Below are 17,447 nucleotides of genomic sequence, written 5' to 3'. Positions count from 1 at the left end.
CCCGTTAACCCATCTTCCAGATTGTGTAAGACACCAAGGCCGCGATGCCGATCAGCATGGCAAACGCATAGTGGTAGACGAAGCCGCTTTGCAAGGCGCTGACACGCCGCGCAATATTACGACACGCTGCAGCAACACCGTCCGGACCAACACCGTCGATCAGGGCGCCATCGCCTGCCTTCCAGAAGCCACGACCCAAAGCAAAGGCCGGCTTGACGAAGATCGCGTTATACAGCTCGTCGAAATACCATTTGTTCAGCAAGAAGCGGTAGATACCGTTAAAGGTATTCGCCAAAGTCCGCGGCAGTGACGGCACCAGACGATACATCAGCACAGCCAAAGCAAGGCCAAGCATCATGGCAACAAACGGTGCCATTTTGACCCACTCGGGAACATGATGAGAATGTTCAAGCGCCTGATGGTTTTCAGAAACAAAGATCGCACCGTTCCAGAAGGACAGCATTTCTTCGTAATTGCCACCAAACCAGTTTACGGCAAACCAGCCAGCGAAAACTGCACCAACCGCCAGGATCAGCAACGGAACCGTCATGACAGCCGGGCTTTCATGAACATGGGCCATTGTGCGTTCATCCGCACGCGGCGCGCCAAAGAAGGTCATGAAAATCAGACGCCAGCTATAGAATGATGTCATGAAGGCCGCAATGATACCCATCCAGAAAGCATAAGTACCAACACCGGTATGAGCGGCAAACGCGCTTTCAATGATCATGTCCTTGGAATAGTAACCAGCCAGCCCCGGAACACCGGTAATGGCCAGGGTCCCGATCACCATGACACCAAAGGTCAGCGGTACCATCTTTGCAATGCCACCCATCTTGCGCATGTCCTGTTCGTCAGACATCGCATGGATGACCGAACCGGCACTGAGGAACAGCAAAGCCTTGAAGAAGCCATGTGTCATCAGGTGAAATACGCCGGCACTATAGGCAGAAACGCCGCAAGCAAAGAACATATAGCCAAGCTGAGAGCAGGTTGAATAGGCAATCACGCGTTTGATGTCATTCTGAACGCAACCGATGGTCGCTGCAAAGAATGCCGTCGTTGCACCAACAACCGTCACGATCGCGAGTGTGGTTTCGGCATATTCAAAGATCGGCGACAAACGCGCGACCATGAACACACCCGCTGTCACCATCGTTGCTGCGTGAATAAGCGCGGAAACCGGCGTCGGACCTTCCATCGCATCTGGCAACCAGGTATGCAGGCCCAACTGGGCCGATTTACCCATCGCGCCAATAAACAGCAAAAAGGTTGCAATGTTCAGCGCGGAAAAGTCATGTCCCAGAAATACCAGCGTAGCGCCGGAAACTTCTTCAGCATTGGCAAAAATGGTATCGAACTGAACAGTGCCAAACAGCACATAAACAGCAAAGATACCCAGTGCGAAACCAAAGTCGCCAACACGGTTAACCAGGAACGCCTTGATCGCAGCAGCCGAGGCTGACGGCTTGGAATACCAGAAACCGATCAGCAAATAAGATGCAAGACCAACGCCTTCCCAACCGAAAAACAGCTGGATCAGGTTGTCTGCCGTCACCAGCATCAGCATGGCAAAGGTAAACAGGCTGAGATAAGCCATAAAACGGGGTTTGTCGGGGTCGTGCGACATATAGCCGATGGAATAGATATGAACCATCGACGACACACCGGTTACCACAATCAGCATAACGCAGGTCAGCGTATCAAAACGAAGCGACCAGTTTGCCGTGAAGTCACCCGAACTGATCCAGGTAAACAGATCAAGCGTTACCGGATTGCCGTTAAGGGCAACGTCGATAAAGGCAGCAACAGACAAGGCCGCCGCCGTTACCACACCAGCCACAGTTACAAGCTGCGACAAACGGTCGGAAGTTGAAATACCGTGATGATGATCATCATGGGCAGCAGGTGCATTGGCCGTTTTCATCGCCCCGGAAAGGGTGATCAAACCGGCAATGATGGCCGCGATAAGGGGCAGGAAAACGATCAGAGCGTACATATCTGTGCCTTACCCCTTCATCATGTTGATATCTTCAACCGCGATCGTGCCGCGATTACGGAAATAAACCACCAGGATCGCAAGGCCGATGGCAGCTTCCGCCGCCGCAACCGTCAAAACGAAGATGGTGAAAACCTGGCCGACCAGATCGCCCAGAAAGGACGAAAACGCGACAAAATTGATATTGACTGCCAGCAGCATCAGTTCGATCGACATCATGATGATGATGACGTTCTTCCGGTTCATGAAGATACCGAAAATCCCGAGGGTGAACAGGATGGCAGCGACAGTCAGGTAATGAGCAAGTCCGATTTCCATCAGATCCCCCTACCGACCGGTACTTTTTTGATTTCAAGGGTCTCGGCGCGCTGGCGCTGGACCTGCTGGGAAATATTCTGGCGACGGACACCTTCACGATGACGCAGGGTCAGAACGATTGCGCCGATCATTGCTGTTAACAACACCAGACCGGCAGCCTGGAAGATATAAGCATAGTCGGTGTAAAGCAGCATGCCCAACGCATTGACATTACCAACCCCGGCGGGAACCGGTTGGGCAATGGCAGCCATTTTGGCATCGGTCATAACCCAACCGCCACCAACAAAGGCCAGCTCAACAAACAATACGGCGGCAACCAGCACACCAATCGGCAGATAGTTCAAAAAGCCTTCACGCATTTCGACAAAGTTAATGTCGAGCATCATGACGACGAACATGAACAGAACTGCGATGGCGCCGACATACACAACAACCAGAAGCATGGCGAGAAATTCAGCGCCCAACAGGACAAAAAGCCCGGCAGCGTTGAAAAACGTCAGAATAAGAAACAACACCGAATGAACCGGGTTGCGAACAGTTACCACCATGGCGGCAGAGATAACTGCAATAATGGCGAACAAATAGAAAGCCAAAGCCTGTACGACCATAAGGTACCCCCTTGGCGAAACGCCCCCGCAAGCGGCGGAAGGCGCTCCATGAACTTTTTCCAAACGATCAGACGCGACACTTACCGATAAGGTGCGTCTGCCTCCAATCGTGCAGCAAGCTCGGCTTCCCAACGCTCGCCATTTTCAAGAAGCTTGTCTTTATCGTAAAGAAGCTCCTCGCGGTTTTCGGTTGCGAACTCAAAGTTCGGACCTTCAACGATTGCATCCACCGGGCAGGCTTCTTCGCAGAAACCGCAGTAAATGCACTTCGTCATATCAATGTCGTAACGCGTTGTACGACGGGATCCGTCAAGACGCGGTTCGACCTCGATAGTGATCGCCTGTGCCGGACAAATAGCTTCGCACAACTTGCATGCGATGCAGCGCTCTTCCCCGTTCGGGTATCGGCGCAGCGCATGTTCGCCACGGAAACGCGGGCTCAGCGGACCTTTTTCATACGGATAATTCAGCGTCACCTTCGGCTTGAACATATATTTGAAGGTGAGCGCCATACCGGAAAGTAGTTCCACCAGCAGGAAACTCCGGGCCGTCCGATCTATAAATGACATCGTTTACCTCTCTCTTCCCGATGCGCGGCGATCAGGCCGGGACTTTGTCGAAAACTACCAGGAACGTAGCAACCAGCATGACCCAGGCAAATGACAGCGGCAGGAAAATCTTCCAGCCCAGACGCATCAGCTGGTCATAGCGGTAACGCGGGAAAGTCGCACGCACCCAGAGAAAAATGAACAGAACCATACAGATCTTGATGATGAGCCATAACGGACCGGGAATGAAATCCAGGAAAGGCAACGGCGCTTGCCAGCCCCCCAGAAACAGGGTCGCGCAAAGAGCGCTCATCAAAATCATGTTGGCGTATTCGCCAAGGAAAAACAGCGCAAAGGTCATTGCTGAATAATCAACGTTATAACCCGACACCAGTTCGGCTTCCGCTTCGGGAAGGTCAAACGGGGCGCGGTTTGTTTCCGCAAGGATCGAAACAATGAAAATCACAAACATCGGCAGATGATAGATGAAGTTCCAATTCCAGATCCCGCCGGACTGCGCAAGAACAATGTCACTAAGGTTCAACGACCCGGTGGTCAGCAGAACCGAAATAATGATCAGACCGATCGAGATTTCATAGGACACCATCTGCGCCGCCGAGCGCAAAGCACCCAGAAAAGCGTATTTGGAGTTCGACGCCCAACCTGCCATCACGATGCCGTAAACACCAAGTGACGAAATGGCGAACAGGTACAGAATACCAACGTTAAGGTTGGAAACCACCAACCCTTCGCCAAACGGGATCACGGCCCAGGCGACAAGTGCAAGAATGAAGGTCAACATCGGTGCAATCAGAAACACCGCCTTGTTGGCACTGGTCGGAATGACCGTTTCCTTCAAAAACAGCTTCAAGCCGTCGGCCAGTGGCTGCAACAGGCCAAAAGGCCCAACAACGTTCGGGCCTTTGCGCATTTGCATCGCGCCAATCACCTTGCGTTCCGCATAGGTGAGATAGGCAACAGCAATCAGCAAGGGAAGCACGATCACCAAGATTTTAGCGACGATCCAAATTCCTGGCTGAATATATCCGTCCCAAAGAAGTTCCATCGGTCAAACCGTATCTTTTGCGTTTGGTCCCGTCATCGGGACACCCCCTAGCGAGAGAAGGCGACGGTTCCCCGCCGCCCATTCCCGAACTCAGGCAACCTTTCCGGCAGCCGCATCCTTGACGAAGGCTTCAGTACATTTTGCCATCGTCACCGATGCCCGGCTGATCGGGTCGGTCATGTAAAAATTGCGAACCGGTGAAGCAAAGCCTTCCGACTTCATCACACCAGCCTTACCGAAATCGCCCCATGCCGCTTTACGCGGAACATTAACCGAGCCGAATACATCGTTGATTTCAACCATGCGGGTCCGTACTGCATCAATGTTGTCATAGGGCAAAGTCAGGCCAAGGCTGGCTGACAGCGCACGAATGATCTTCCAGTCTTCACGGGCATCCCCGACCGGGAATACGGCACGCCAGCCATACTGAACACGACCTTCCGTATTAACGTAGGTCCCGTTCTTTTCCGTGTAGGCCGCACCTGGCAGAATAACATCTGCAACCTGCGCACCGGCATCACCAAGGCAGCCCTGATAAACCACGAAAGCCTTGGAAAGTTTGGACATGTCAAGTTCGTCGGCACCAAGCAGATAGACAACTTCAACATCGCCCTTGGCCGCACCATCGAGGATCTCGCCAGTGGACAGCCCGCCCTCGCCCGGCACAAAGCCAAGATCAAGGCCGCCAACACGCGCGGCTGCGGTGTGAAGAACGTTAAAGCCGTTCCATTCACCGGTAACCAGACCAAATTTATCTGCAATCGCACGCGCCGTTGCCAACACGGCATCACCATCTTCGCGATTCAACGCACCCATGCCCAAAATAATCATAGGCTTAGACGCGCTTTCAAGAACCTTGGCAAAGTCGTTTTTGCCGTCAAGAATTTCGCTCAGCGTTTCCGGGCCTGCGCCAAGATAGTCATGCTTGAAGGTCGGATCCCAGTTTTCGCCAACAATGGCAAGACGGAAATCACCAGCAGTCATACGCCAGCGCTTGCGAAGACGTGAATTGATAATCGGCGCTTCAGCACGAACATTTGCCCCAACGATCAGGCAGGCATCGGCTTCTTCGATACCAGCAATCGTTGAATTGAAGATATAGGAAGAACGCGTTCCACCAATCTTTGCACCATCCTGACGGCAATCGAGATTTGCCGAGCCAAGTTTGCCCATCAGATCCTTAAGTGCCGTCATGGATTCACAATCGATGGTGTCACCGGCAAGGGCTGCAATCTTTTTACCGTCAAGGCCGGAAACGCGGGCTTTAATCGCAGCAAAAGCTTCGTCCCAGCTGGCGGGTGCCAGTTTGCCGTTAACCCGTACATAAGGACGGTCAAGACGCTGACGTTTCAAACCGTCAATAGCATAACGGGTTTTGTCCGAAATCCATTCTTCGTTCACGTCTTCGTTCAGACGCGGCAAAACACGCAAAACTTCAGACCCGCGTGCATCAATACGAATGTTCGAACCAACCGCGTCCATCACGTCGACGCTATCGGTTTTTTTCAGTTCCCACGGACGCGCGGTAAACGCATAGGGCTTCGAGGTCAAGGCACCAACCGGGCACAAATCAATCAGGTTGCCCGAAAGCTCTGAATTGATCGACGCTTCGATATAAGGTCCAACTTCGGTGTCTTCGCCGCGGTAAACCGCACCCATGGTGCCAACACCGGCAACTTCTTCCGAGAAACGGACGCAACGGGTGCAATGGATACAACGAGTCATGATCGTTTTAACGATCGGCCCCAGTTCCTTGTCCTTTACCGCACGTTTCTTTTCAGCGTAGCGCGACGCATCAAAACCATAGGCCATTGCCTGATCCTGAAGGTCACATTCACCACCCTGGTCACAAATCGGGCAATCCAGCGGATGGTTGATCAGCAGGAATTCCATCACGCCATTGCGCGCCTTTTTTACAAGGTCGGAATCCGTTTTAATCACCATTCCATCAGCCGCTGGCATGGCACAGGACGCAACCGGCTTTGGCGCACGCTCCATTTCCACCAGGCACATGCGGCAGTTACCGGCAATCGACAAACGCTCGTGATAACAGAAACGGGGAATTTCCTTGCCCGCTTCTTCACAAGCCTGAAGAACTGTCGCTCCGGCTTCTACTTCGACTTCGATACCGTCAACTGTCAGTTTCGGCATGTCTCAATCCCTCTCAACAGGCCTCTCTCAGGCCGCAATCCGTGCGCGATATTCCTTGATCCGGCGTTCCATTTCAGGACGGAAATTACGGATCAAGCCCTGGATCGGCCATGCGGCGGCATCTCCAAGCGCACAAATGGTGTGGCCTTCGACCTGTTTGGTCACGTCCCACAAAAGGTCGATTTCGTCGAGTGTGGCCTCGCCGCGAACCATGCGCTGCATCATGCGCATCATCCAGCCTGTACCTTCACGGCACGGCGTGCACTGGCCACAACTTTCATGTTTGTAAAACTCGGAAAGGCGTGCGATCGCGTAAACAATATCGGTCGACTTGTCCATCACGATAACGGCCGCCGTACCAAGACCTGATCCAACTTCACGCAGGGCATCGAAATCCATCAGGACATCGTCGCACACATCCTTGGTCAGGACCGGAACCGATGACCCGCCCGGGATAACGGCCAGCAAATTGTCCCAGCCGCCGCGAACACCACCACAATGGCGTTCAATCAGCTCACGCAGCGGGATGCTCATGGCTTCTTCAACGGTGCAGGGCTTTTCAACATGGCCGGAAATGGCAAACAGCTTGGTCCCGTGGTTTTTCTCGCGCCCAAAGCTTGAGAACCAGGCACCACCACGGCGCAGAATTTCGGGAACAGCGGCAATAGACTCGACGTTGTTCACCGTGGTCGGGCAACCATACAAACCTGCATTGGCCGGAAATGGCGGTTTCAAACGCGGCTGACCTTTTTTGCCTTCAAGGCTTTCGATCAGGGCTGTTTCTTCACCGCAAATATAGGCACCGGCACCAAGATGCAGGTAAATGTCGAAATCCCAGCCGGAACCGCAGGCATTTTTACCAACCAGGCCAGCATCATAGGCTTCGTCAATGGCACGCTGCAAGTTGGATGCCTCGTGGTAAAATTCACCACGAATATAAATATAGGCGGCATGCGCACGCATGGCAAAACTGGCCAGCAGGCACCCTTCAATCAGGGTATGCGGGTCATTGCGCATAATCTCGCGATCTTTGCATGTGCCCGGCTCGCCTTCATCGGCGTTCACAACCAGATAATGCGGGCGACCATCGGATTCCTTGGGCATAAACGACCATTTCAGGCCGGTCGGAAAACCTGCGCCGCCACGGCCGCGCATTCCCGATGCCTTCATTTCATCGATAATCCAATCCTGACCTTTTTCGATCAGTCCCTTTGTACCATCCCAGTTACCACGCCCCTGTGCCGCTTTCAGGCCAAAATCCTGAAAACCATACAGATTGGTAAAAATCCGGTCTTTATCCTGCAACATATCAGGCCTCCCCGTCTTTAGGTTCAGCAGCCTGATCTGCAGCACCACAGCCACAAAATGCTTTCAGAACCTTGGGACCATCAATCGGTTCACACCCGCGACGACCGCTTTGCGGGCCCGCCTTGGGTTTATCGCCGCGTTTAAGCGTGTCAAGAATGCTCTTGGTGCTTTCACCGGTCAGGTCTTCATAATAATCGTCGTTAATCTGCATCATCGGTGCATTAACACACGCACCAAGGCATTCAACTTCGATCAAGGTGAATTTACCGTCTTCGGTGGTTTCACCAATGCCAATGCCAAGTTCATCCTTGCACATTTTGACAATTTCGGACGACCCGCGCAGCCAGCATGGCGTCGTGGTGCAAACCTGAATAAAGTTCTGCCCCACCGGTGCCAGATTATACATGGTGTAGAAGGTTGCCACTTCATAGACCCGAATTGCCGGCATATCGAGCATGTCAGCAATATAGTCCATGGCGACAGTCGGCACCCAGTTGCCTTCGGTCTGACGCTGAGCCAGATCGAGAAGCGGCATGGTTGCACTTTGCTGGCGACCTTCGGGGTATTTGGCGATGATCTTTTTCGCCTTTTCCATATTTTCGGGCGTAAACGCGAAACTGGTAGGCTGAAGCTCGCGCGGAGCTGGTCTTCTTAAATGGCTCATCGGTCAATCTCACCGAAAACAATGTCAAGCGAACCGATATTGGCAACAACGTCAGCCAACATATGACCCTTCGACATGAAATCCATGCCTTGCAGGTGGGCAAATCCCGGTGCGCGAATTTTGCAGCGATACGGACGGTTCGATCCATCCGACACCAGGAAAACGCCAAACTCACCTTTGGGGGCTTCAACTGCGGCATAACATTCGCCGGCCGGCACGTGGAAACCTTCGGTAAACAACTTGAAGTGATGGATAAGGGCTTCCATCGACCGCTTCATATCGGCACGGGCCGGCGGAGCAACCTTGTTGTTTTGCACAATCACCGGACCATCCGGCATCTTGTCGATAGCCTGGCGCATGATCCGCAAAGACTGATTCATTTCTTCAAAACGAACCAGATAGCGATCATATACGTCGCCGTATTTACCAACCGGAATGTCAAAATCAAAATCTTCGTACGAATCGTAAGGCTGGGATTTACGCAAATCCCAGGCAATACCCGATGCACGAATATTTGGCCCGGTAAAGCCCCAGTCAAAGGCTTCTTCAGCCGAAACGGTACCAATTCCCACAGCACGCTGCTTGAAAATACGGTTCCCCGTCAACACCCGATCAAAGTCTTTGACAAATTTCGGGAACTGATCAATCCAGGCCGAAATATCTTCGAGAAGGCCGGCAGGCAAATCAGCCGCAATGCCACCAGGGCGGAAATAGTTAGCGTGAAGACGGGCGCCACAGGCGCGCTCATAAAATTCCATGAGCTTTTCACGTTCTTCAAAACCCCAAAGAAGCGGGGTCATCGCACCAACGTCCAGCGCGAAGGTCGTCAGGTTAAGGATGTGGTTGAGAATACGGCCAATTTCAGCATAAAGCACACGAATATACTGGGCACGTTTGGGAACCTCGATTCCCATCAGCTTCTCGATCGCCAGACAGAAGGCATGCTCCTGATTCATCGGCGCAACATAGTCAAGGCGGTCGAAATACGGGGTCGCCTGAACGTATGTCTTATATTCGATCAGCTTTTCAGTGCCACGATGCAGCAAACCGATATGCGGATCGGCACGCTCAACAACTTCGCCGTCCATTTCGAGAACAAGCCGCAAAACCCCGTGCGCCGCAGGGTGCTGCGGGCCGAAGTTAAGGGTCATGTTTTTAATTTTTTGCTCGGACATCAGGCGTTGCCCTCCGCCTTTTCGTCGCCCGGAAGAATGCTTTGCATTCCTTCCCACGGGCTTTCGAAATCAAAGTTACGGAAATCCTGCACCAGTTTCACCGGCTCATAGACAACACGTTTCTGCTCGTCGTCATAACGAACTTCGACATAGCCTGTCAGCGGGAAATCCTTGCGCAGCGGGTGCCCCTCGAAACCATAATCCGTCAGAATACGACGCGGATCGGGATGTCCGGCGAAAAACACGCCATACATGTCCCAGGTTTCACGCTCGAACCAGTCTGCGGCGCTAAACACACCAACAGCGGTCGGAACCGGCGTTTCTTCGTCGGTGGTAACCTTAACGCGGATGCGCAGGTTATGCTTGAGCGACAGCAAGTGATAGACGACCTCGAAACGTTCGGCACGTTCCGGGTAATCAACCCCGCAAATATCGATAAGCTGCTTGAACAGACAACCCGCATCATCGCGCAGGAATGTCAAAACATTCGTAATTGATTCGCGTTTAACAACGACGGTTAATTCGCCATAGCGGTACGCAGTATCAATAACATCGGCGCCAAAATGCGACGTTAAAAGATCTTTGAGATCTTTCAGCGCGGCGCTGTTATCGCTGAGCAATTCGCTCATGCTAGCCCCCTACTCTCGGATCAGCGTGACAGGACACCGGTACGGCGGATTTTCTTTTGCAATTGCAAAATACCGTAAATCAGCGCCTCGGCTGTCGGCGGGCAACCGGGGACATAAATGTCAACCGGAACAACACGGTCACAACCGCGCACCACCGAATAGGAATAGTGATAATACCCGCCGCCATTGGCGCACGAGCCCATCGAAATAACCCAGCGCGGTTCGGCCATCTGGTCGTAAACCTTGCGGAGCGCCGGTGCCATTTTGTTGGTCAGCGTACCGGCAACAATCATGACGTCAGACTGACGCGGACTTGGGCGAAACACGACACCATATCGGTCCATGTCATAACGCGCCGCGGCAGCATGCATCATTTCAACAGCACAGCAGGCCAGACCAAAGGTCATCGGCCACATCGACCCGGTGCTGGCCCACGTTGCCAGTTTGTCGAGGCTGGCAAGGACAAAGCCCTTGTCATTCATCTCGTCAAACACACCCTTAAGCAGCACGTCCTGATCGTGACCAGGGGCCAAAGGGGCGCCTGTATTGGTGCTCACTCCCATTCCAGAGCTCCCTTCTTCCATTCGTAGACAAAGCCGATTGTCAGCACTGTCAGGAAAACAACCATCGAGAGGAAGCCAAATGTTCCGATTTTACCGAGCGTAACCGCCCACGGAAACAGAAAGGCAACTTCCAGATCGAAAATGATGAACAAGATTGCGACCAGGTAGAAGCGAACATCGAATTTGATGCGTGCATCTTCGAATGGCGAAAAGCCGCATTCATATGCAGACAGCTTTTCAGCATCCGGGGCCTGCTTGGCCAGAACCAGCGAAGCGATGATGATAACCGCCGATAGACCGACGGCAATCCCGATGAAAATCAGGATCGGAAGATATTCCGAAAGAAGCTCTTGCATCTCTCTGACCTCTCAAGAACAGGTCTAACCAGAACCCGACCAGGTCCCCACCTAGCCCGTAAGGGCGCACCATAACGTATGCACCACACAAGCACCAGCCCCGGAGATGTGTTTCCACCTCGCCAAGCCCGGAACTTTTCTAAATTTCGTGCCATCTGCCTTCAATTTCAGGTCAGCTGAACGTCACGAACGCATTCCAGATTGATGCATAGCAGCAAATGAAATACGGGCGGGAAAGACGCAGCGCCCAAGAAAGAAAACAATCGATGACCGGATTGGCGGGAGCGACGGGACTTGAACCCGCGACCTCCGGCGTGACAGGCCGGCGCTCTAACCAACTGAGCTACGCCCCCAAAACGGCCATCCATTGGCGTGCTCTTGTTAGACCAGCCCCCAGGGTAAGTCAAGCTGATAGCAACGCTTTCAACTGCGTCGTCATTTCAGCATGAAATGATCACCTTAAAAGAAAAACTTCCGCGTTTTTTTGCACCGTACGCCACATTATGGCAATTTGTCTGGCAGTGCGGCATGCTAGAGGTCTTTTCATACACGCACTTAGGCCTTATAGATTTATTGACTGGTCGTAACGTATCCTTCACGAGGATACGTTATTTTGAAGCGGATCTGGAATTGCTGACGGAGTGGGCTTTACGTGGGGCGCGTTAAAGAAGAATACCGGTCGCTTTCTGGACAGGAAAAAGCGGCCATCCTGATGCTGGCACTGGGGGAAGAGCATGCCTCCAAGATGTTTGCATTAATGGATGACGAGGAAATTAAGGAAATCTCGCAAACGATGTCCAGTCTTGGAACCATCAGTTCCAACATCGTCGAGCGCCTTTTTGTCGAATTTGCGGATCAGTTGTCATCAACCGGTTCTCTTGTCGGCTCGTTTGATACAACCGAACGCCTGCTGACCAAGGTTTTGCCGGAAGACCGCGTTAACAATATCATGGAAGAAATCCGTGGTCCGGCCGGTCGCACGATGTGGGACAAGCTGAACAATGTTAACGAGGCTGTTTTAGCAAACTATCTAAAAAACGAATATCCCCAAACAGTTGGCGTGGTTCTTTCAAAGCTGAAATCAACACACTCCGCCGCTGTTCTGTCGCTTCTACCGGAAAACTTCTCGATGGAAGTCATCATGCGTATGTTGCGCATGGAAGCCGTTCAGAAAGAGGTTCTTGATAATATTGAGAAAACGCTGCGCACCGAGTTCATGTCAAACCTTGCGCGCGGGTCACGGGGTGATAACCACGAACTGATGGCCGACATTTTCAACAGCCTTGACCGCCAAAGCCAGGATCGCTTCCTGACAGCCCTTGAAGAACGTAACCGCGACTCTGCCGAAAAGATCAAGGCGCTTATGTTCACCTTCGAGGATCTGGCCCGTCTGGATAATAACGGTGTTCAATCCCTGTTGCGTCAGGTCGAAAAAGACAAGCTGGCACTGGCTCTTAAAGGCTCTACCGACGCAATGCGCGAATTGTTCTTCAAAAACATGTCCGAACGCGCCGGCAAGATGATGCGCGAAGATATGGATGCCCTGGGTCCGGTGCGACTGGCCGATGTCGAGGAATGTCAGATGATGATTGTACAGTTGGCCAAGGAACTTGCATCACAAGGTCAAATTGTTATTTCCGAAGGCGGCGGCGAAGACGAAATGGTCTATTAACAACAATTTATACCCGCTTCACAAAACCCGCCAAAATTACGTTTGGCGGGTTTTTTATTATTCAGATGGTATTTTGGACCCGACCTTTGGCAGGCAAAGCCTCAACCGTCTTTCCTACCCTAAAATCAGAATAAGAGCAGGTTCACCCAGCTTGTTTATTATCCAGTTTAGAGTCGTTTCATCTTCGACCGTCTTTCGGCTCGTGGCATTTTCGCGGCGCACATGAACATTGGTATGAACTGTAATGGTTCCGTTAGGCACATATCCCATCGCCCCGAGCGTATCGAGATACTGTTCTGGCACTGAACTACCGCGAACTTCAACCGTCTGACTTTTCTCATGATACAACAATTGCAAAATTCGGGAATTGCGACGGACAAAATTAAACGTCTTTTCCTTCAGGATATTACCGCGCCGATCATAACTAACGTTAAACACCCCGCGCCCCACATAGGTTGACGGCCCAAAAGCAGCATCGCGCTCCAGGTCATTTAAAATCGTTACTGCACGTTGTTTTTCGTCCGCAGGGCTTACCTTGCCATCCATCAGATCCTTGGCCAGCTTTGCGTGCCGCAACTGCCCTTTATAGGTAAAATGATAATCGCCATTGCGCGATAGCTCCAGGTCCGCCGTGAACTGCTCTGGCAGGTAGCATCCTTGCAAGCCGGCAAGAGCCCCCAGAAACAACATGGCAGTCATATGGCGTCGCCAGTTCCCTAATACAGGGATGAAGCTGATGTAAAACCTGTGAAGGGCTGAAACTAACAAGAACAAAACTCCGATATCAAAAATCCCAACCTGACGATGTAAACCGGTAGGGCCCGAATATGATTACAGACCGCCCGGGTATGCACCAGCCCCAATTATGCCAAATCACACAGATCAGAATGGAAATGATATTTGTTTTGCCAGAAAAATACGGCGTCGCCGTTTCAGATCATTGCTACTGCAATTACGGACCAAGCTTGCAATATGCCAGCTGGTATCAATGACCGAACTTTAAACAAATGCGCAAATCAGATTGAAATATTTTTCTATGCGGCATGCTTACAATAAGCCCCATCGAACCCGCCTTGCACCGCCCCATGAATAGACAGACAAGATGGAATGTGATGCGGCAAAGCACTGACAGACCTGTGCTGGCCGGGATTTCAATGTGACGATATAATTCATTGTTCCAACAAAAGAAAAAGGCGCCCTGTTCGGGCGCCTTTAACATGGTGGGTGATGAGAGATTCGAACTCCCGACCCTCTCGGTGTAAACGAGATGCTCTAACCAGCTGAGCTAATCACCCTTTTTTGTGTGCCCCGTTTTGCGGAAGCGAGCGGAACATAACATGGTTTTTTTAAAATGCAATGCCGGTGACGCTGTCACCGGCATTTTTTTTTCAAAGACGGTTAAAATTAATTAACGGCGTCCTTAAGGCCTTTGCCAGCCTTGAATTTCGGCTGCTTAGAAGCCGGAATATCGATTTCTTCGCCGGTACGCGGATTGCGACCTTTGGAAGCTGCACGCGCAGCAACGGCGAACGTGCCGAAACCAACCAGACGAACTTCATCGCCTGATTTCAAAGAATCGGTAATAGAATCGAATACAGCATCAACGGCTTTGGCAGCGTCTGCTTTAGACAGATCAGCTTTCGCAGCGACACTTCCAACGAGATCGTTTTTATTCACTTCCTGGCCCCCTTATTGGACGTTCGGAGTTATAAGGAAATTTGGTTTGCCCCAAACCTGTTACAGGCGCAATGTAAGCAGGTCGGGAACATGCCGTCAATCGGAGAGACGCAGTTTTCTGCCGTTTCGGTGGTTTTTTTGCAGTTTTTTCGCCTTTACAGGCACAGCCCTTTTGGCCTTGATCGATTCCGGGCAAAGTTATCCACAAAAAAACAGGGACAGCTTGGCTGTCCCTGTCAAAAACTGCAGGATTTTGCGGCTGATCAGTGGGTTGTAACCCCACCGACCTCCGATTCCTCGCTGTCTTTTGGCTTCACCGTTACGTTATCCGATTCTTCATCCCACTCAATCGGCACCAACGGGTTAACCAAAGCGTGTTGAAGAACTTCATCTACATGGGCAACCGGAATGATCCGCATATTGCGCTTCACGTTATCGGGAATGTCCTCAAGGTCTTTTTCGTTGTCTTTCGGAATAAGAACCGTTTTGACACCGCCACGCATTGCAGCCAGCAATTTTTCTTTCAAACCACCAATTGCCAGCACGCGGCCACGCAAGGTCACCTCGCCGGTCATCGCAACGTCCTTGCGAACCGGGTTGCTGGTCAAAATCGACACAACCGACGTCACCATGCCAACGCCGGCTGAAGGGCCGTCTTTCGGGGTTGCCCCTTCCGGAACGTGAACATGAATATCGCGCTTCTGAAACAAGGATGGCTTAATGCCAAATTGCGTCGCCCGCGACCGAACAAACGACGTCGCAGCCTGGATCGACTCTGTCATAACATCGCCCAGCTTGCCGGTCGTCTTCATGTTCCCTTTGCCCGGAACCGTCACAGCTTCGATCTGCAACAAATCTCCACCAAATTCCGTATAGGCAAGCCCCGTCACAACACCAACCTGGTCTTCACCTTCGGTTTCACCATAACGGAACTTCCGAATCCCGGCATATTTAGCCAAGGTCCGCGGCGTCACCCGCACAGTTTTCAAACCTTCGATCAAAATACGTTTGGTCGCTTTGCGGGCCAGACGGGCCAACTCACGCTCAAGGCTACGAACCCCTGCTTCACGGGTGTAATAACGGATCAGGTCACGAAGGGCATCGTCAGAGATGCTCCATTCCGACTTTTTCAAGCCGTTGGCTTCAACCTGTTTGGGGATCAGATGGCGCTTGGCGATTTCAACCTTTTCGTCTTCGGTGTAACCCGAAATCCGAATGATCTCCATACGGTCAAGCAATGGCTGTTGCATACGCAGGCTGTTGGCCGTCGTCACAAACATCACATCCGACAGATCATAATCCACTTCAAGATAATGATCGTTGAAAGTAGCGTTTTGCTCAGGATCGAGCACCTCAAGCAAGGCTGACGCCGGATCCCCGCGGAAGTCGGAACCCATCTTTTCAATTTCATCAAGCAGGAACAAAGGATTTGAAGATTTCGCCTTCTTCATTCCCTGAATGATCTTGCCTGGCATTGATCCAATATAGGTCCGGCGATGACCGCGAATTTCCGATTCATCACGCACCCCGCCCAGCGACATGCGAATAAAGTTCCGCCCCGTCGCATTGGCCATGGATTTCCCAAGCGAGGTTTTACCCACACCAGGAGGACCAACAAGGCACAGAATCGGGCCTTTTACTTTTTTAATTCGCGCCTGAACTGCGAGATATTCAAGGATATGTTCCTTGACCTTCTCCAGACCATAATGTTCCTGATCGAGAACTTTTTTGGCTTTTTTCAAGTCATGCGAAATCTTGGTCCGTTTGTTCCACGGAATGGACACCATCCAGTCAAGATAATTGCGCACCACCGTTGCCTCGGCAGACATCGGGCTCATATTGCGCAATTTCTTAAGCTCGGCCTGGGCTTTCTCCTTGGCTTCCTTCGGCATCTTGGCTTTGTTAAGTTTATCTTCCAGCTCGGATGCTTCATCCTTGCCGTCTTCGCCCTCGCCCAGTTCCTTCTGAATAGCCTTAAGCTGTTCGTTCAGATAATATTCGCGCTGGGTTTTCTCCATCTGGCGTTTGACGCGATTGCGAATTTTCTTTTCAACCTGCAATACGCCAATTTCAGATTCCATAAACCCGAAAATCCGCTCTAACCGCGCCGCAATCGACGCCGTTTCCAGCAATTCCTGTTTTTCTGAAATTTTAAGCGCCAGATGCGACGCAACCGTATCCGCCAGCTTTGCTGGTTCTTCGATCTGATTGACCGACACCAGCACTTCGGGCGGAATCTTTTTGTTCAGCTTGATATATTGTTCAAACTGGGTGACGACAGAGCGGGAAAGAGCTTCAAGCTCGCTTTCATCTTCGTCATCTTCGTCACGCACACTGCCATAGGCCTGGAAAAATTCGGCGTTATCAACAAAGCCCGAAATCTGGGCGCGTTTTCCACCTTCAACCAGAACCTTTACCGTACCATCGGGCAGTTTCAGCAACTGCAAAACAGACGCAACAGTCCCGACCCGGTAAAGGTCATCGACCGACGGATCATCCAGTCCGGCATCTTTCTGGGTAACAAGAAGAATTTGTTTGTCTTCGCGCATCACATCTTCAAGTGCGCGAACCGATTTTTCACGGCCAACAAACAACGGAACGATCATGTGCGGAAACACGACAATGTCGCGCAACGGCAAGACCGGGTAGATATCAGCATGTGCCAGTTCGACCATGTGTTCTATTCCCTATTTTGAGCCAAAACGCTGCTTCG

At 51.8% G+C, this 17,447-nt stretch carries 16 protein-coding genes and 2 tRNA genes; 1 reads left to right on the top strand and 17 read right to left on the bottom strand.

Features of this window, described 5'->3' with window-relative positions:
* Positions 1 to 4 precede the first annotated feature (4 nt).
* From nuoL to J4E05_RS00570, 13 genes are all read right to left on the bottom strand, one after another.
* Complete coding sequence (nuoL, locus tag J4E05_RS00630) at positions 5 to 1,999, bottom strand: NADH-quinone oxidoreductase subunit L (protein WP_349591667.1); 1,995 nt, start codon at positions 1,997 to 1,999, stop codon at positions 5 to 7.
* 9 nt (positions 2,000 to 2,008) lie between these two features.
* Entirely contained in the window at positions 2,009 to 2,317 is a 309-nt protein-coding gene (nuoK, locus tag J4E05_RS00625; protein ID WP_022732390.1) for an NADH-quinone oxidoreductase subunit NuoK, read from the bottom strand.
* Complete coding sequence (locus J4E05_RS00620; RefSeq protein WP_085592089.1) at positions 2,317 to 2,925, bottom strand: NADH-quinone oxidoreductase subunit J; 609 nt, start codon at positions 2,923 to 2,925, stop codon at positions 2,317 to 2,319. Before J4E05_RS00620 ends, nuoK begins: the two co-directional genes overlap by 1 nt.
* A gap of 80 nt (positions 2,926 to 3,005) precedes the next feature.
* Positions 3,006 to 3,494 carry an NADH-quinone oxidoreductase subunit NuoI gene (nuoI, locus tag J4E05_RS00615; RefSeq protein WP_073954581.1) on the bottom strand — a complete coding sequence of 163 codons (489 nt, stop codon included), beginning with the start codon at positions 3,492 to 3,494 and terminating at the stop codon, positions 3,006 to 3,008.
* A 31-nt stretch (positions 3,495 to 3,525) separates the two neighbouring features.
* On the bottom strand, positions 3,526 to 4,539 hold the full coding sequence (gene nuoH, locus J4E05_RS00610; protein WP_085592087.1) for an NADH-quinone oxidoreductase subunit NuoH: 1,014 nt from the start codon (positions 4,537 to 4,539) through the stop codon (positions 3,526 to 3,528).
* Positions 4,540 to 4,629: 90 nt separating this feature from the next.
* Positions 4,630 to 6,690 carry an NADH-quinone oxidoreductase subunit NuoG gene (gene nuoG, locus J4E05_RS00605; protein WP_085592085.1) on the bottom strand — a complete coding sequence of 687 codons (2,061 nt, stop codon included), beginning with the start codon at positions 6,688 to 6,690 and terminating at the stop codon, positions 4,630 to 4,632.
* A gap of 27 nt (positions 6,691 to 6,717) precedes the next feature.
* Positions 6,718 to 7,998 (bottom strand): NADH-quinone oxidoreductase subunit NuoF, encoded by a 1,281-nt coding sequence (gene nuoF / locus J4E05_RS00600; protein ID WP_085592083.1) that lies wholly within the window; start codon positions 7,996 to 7,998, stop codon positions 6,718 to 6,720.
* A 1-nt stretch (position 7,999) separates the two neighbouring features.
* The gene (gene nuoE / locus J4E05_RS00595) at positions 8,000 to 8,662 is read right to left on the bottom strand and encodes an NADH-quinone oxidoreductase subunit NuoE (RefSeq protein ID WP_085592082.1); all 663 of its coding nucleotides are present in this window, start codon (positions 8,660 to 8,662) and stop codon (positions 8,000 to 8,002) included.
* Positions 8,659 to 9,837, bottom strand: coding sequence for an NADH-quinone oxidoreductase subunit D (locus J4E05_RS00590; RefSeq protein ID WP_349591662.1), 1,179 nt, complete (start codon positions 9,835 to 9,837; stop codon positions 8,659 to 8,661). Before J4E05_RS00590 ends, nuoE begins: the two co-directional genes overlap by 4 nt.
* Positions 9,837 to 10,466: an NADH-quinone oxidoreductase subunit C gene (locus J4E05_RS00585; protein ID WP_085592078.1), complete on the bottom strand. Its 630-nt coding sequence runs from the start codon at positions 10,464 to 10,466 to the stop codon at positions 9,837 to 9,839. Before J4E05_RS00585 ends, J4E05_RS00590 begins: the two co-directional genes overlap by 1 nt.
* Positions 10,467 to 10,486: 20 nt before the next feature.
* Entirely contained in the window at positions 10,487 to 11,029 is a 543-nt protein-coding gene (locus tag J4E05_RS00580; RefSeq protein ID WP_085592076.1) for a NuoB/complex I 20 kDa subunit family protein, read from the bottom strand.
* Entirely contained in the window at positions 11,020 to 11,385 is a 366-nt protein-coding gene (locus tag J4E05_RS00575) for an NADH-quinone oxidoreductase subunit A (protein ID WP_085592074.1), read from the bottom strand. Before J4E05_RS00575 ends, J4E05_RS00580 begins: the two co-directional genes overlap by 10 nt.
* Positions 11,386 to 11,661: 276 nt before the next feature.
* Positions 11,662 to 11,738 (bottom strand) — tRNA-Asp (locus J4E05_RS00570).
* Between the two features lie 299 nt (positions 11,739 to 12,037).
* Between J4E05_RS00570 and fliG the strand changes: the two genes are divergently transcribed.
* Positions 12,038 to 13,057, top strand: coding sequence for a flagellar motor switch protein FliG (gene fliG / locus J4E05_RS00565; RefSeq protein WP_085583347.1), 1,020 nt, complete (start codon positions 12,038 to 12,040; stop codon positions 13,055 to 13,057).
* Positions 13,058 to 13,171: 114 nt separating this feature from the next.
* On the opposite strand, the gene J4E05_RS00560 is transcribed toward fliG, so the two are convergent.
* From J4E05_RS00560 to lon, 4 genes are all read right to left on the bottom strand, one after another.
* Positions 13,172 to 13,756, bottom strand: coding sequence for a hypothetical protein (locus tag J4E05_RS00560; protein WP_349591657.1), 585 nt, complete (start codon positions 13,754 to 13,756; stop codon positions 13,172 to 13,174).
* A gap of 519 nt (positions 13,757 to 14,275) precedes the next feature.
* A tRNA-Val gene (locus J4E05_RS00555) sits at positions 14,276 to 14,352 on the bottom strand.
* A 109-nt stretch (positions 14,353 to 14,461) separates the two neighbouring features.
* Positions 14,462 to 14,734, bottom strand: coding sequence for a non-specific DNA-binding protein Hbs (gene hbs / locus J4E05_RS00550; RefSeq protein WP_008891813.1), 273 nt, complete (start codon positions 14,732 to 14,734; stop codon positions 14,462 to 14,464).
* Positions 14,735 to 14,997: 263 nt separating this feature from the next.
* Complete coding sequence (gene lon, locus J4E05_RS00545) at positions 14,998 to 17,409, bottom strand: endopeptidase La (protein WP_085592069.1); 2,412 nt, start codon at positions 17,407 to 17,409, stop codon at positions 14,998 to 15,000.
* Between the last annotated feature and the right edge of the window lie 38 nt (positions 17,410 to 17,447).

The organism is Thalassospira sp. NFXS8 (assembly GCF_040148805.1).
Taxonomy (GTDB): Bacteria; Pseudomonadota; Alphaproteobacteria; order Rhodospirillales; family Thalassospiraceae; genus Thalassospira.
Note: the sequence above shows the minus strand (reverse complement) of the source record. Positions and strands in the feature narration are given on the sequence as shown.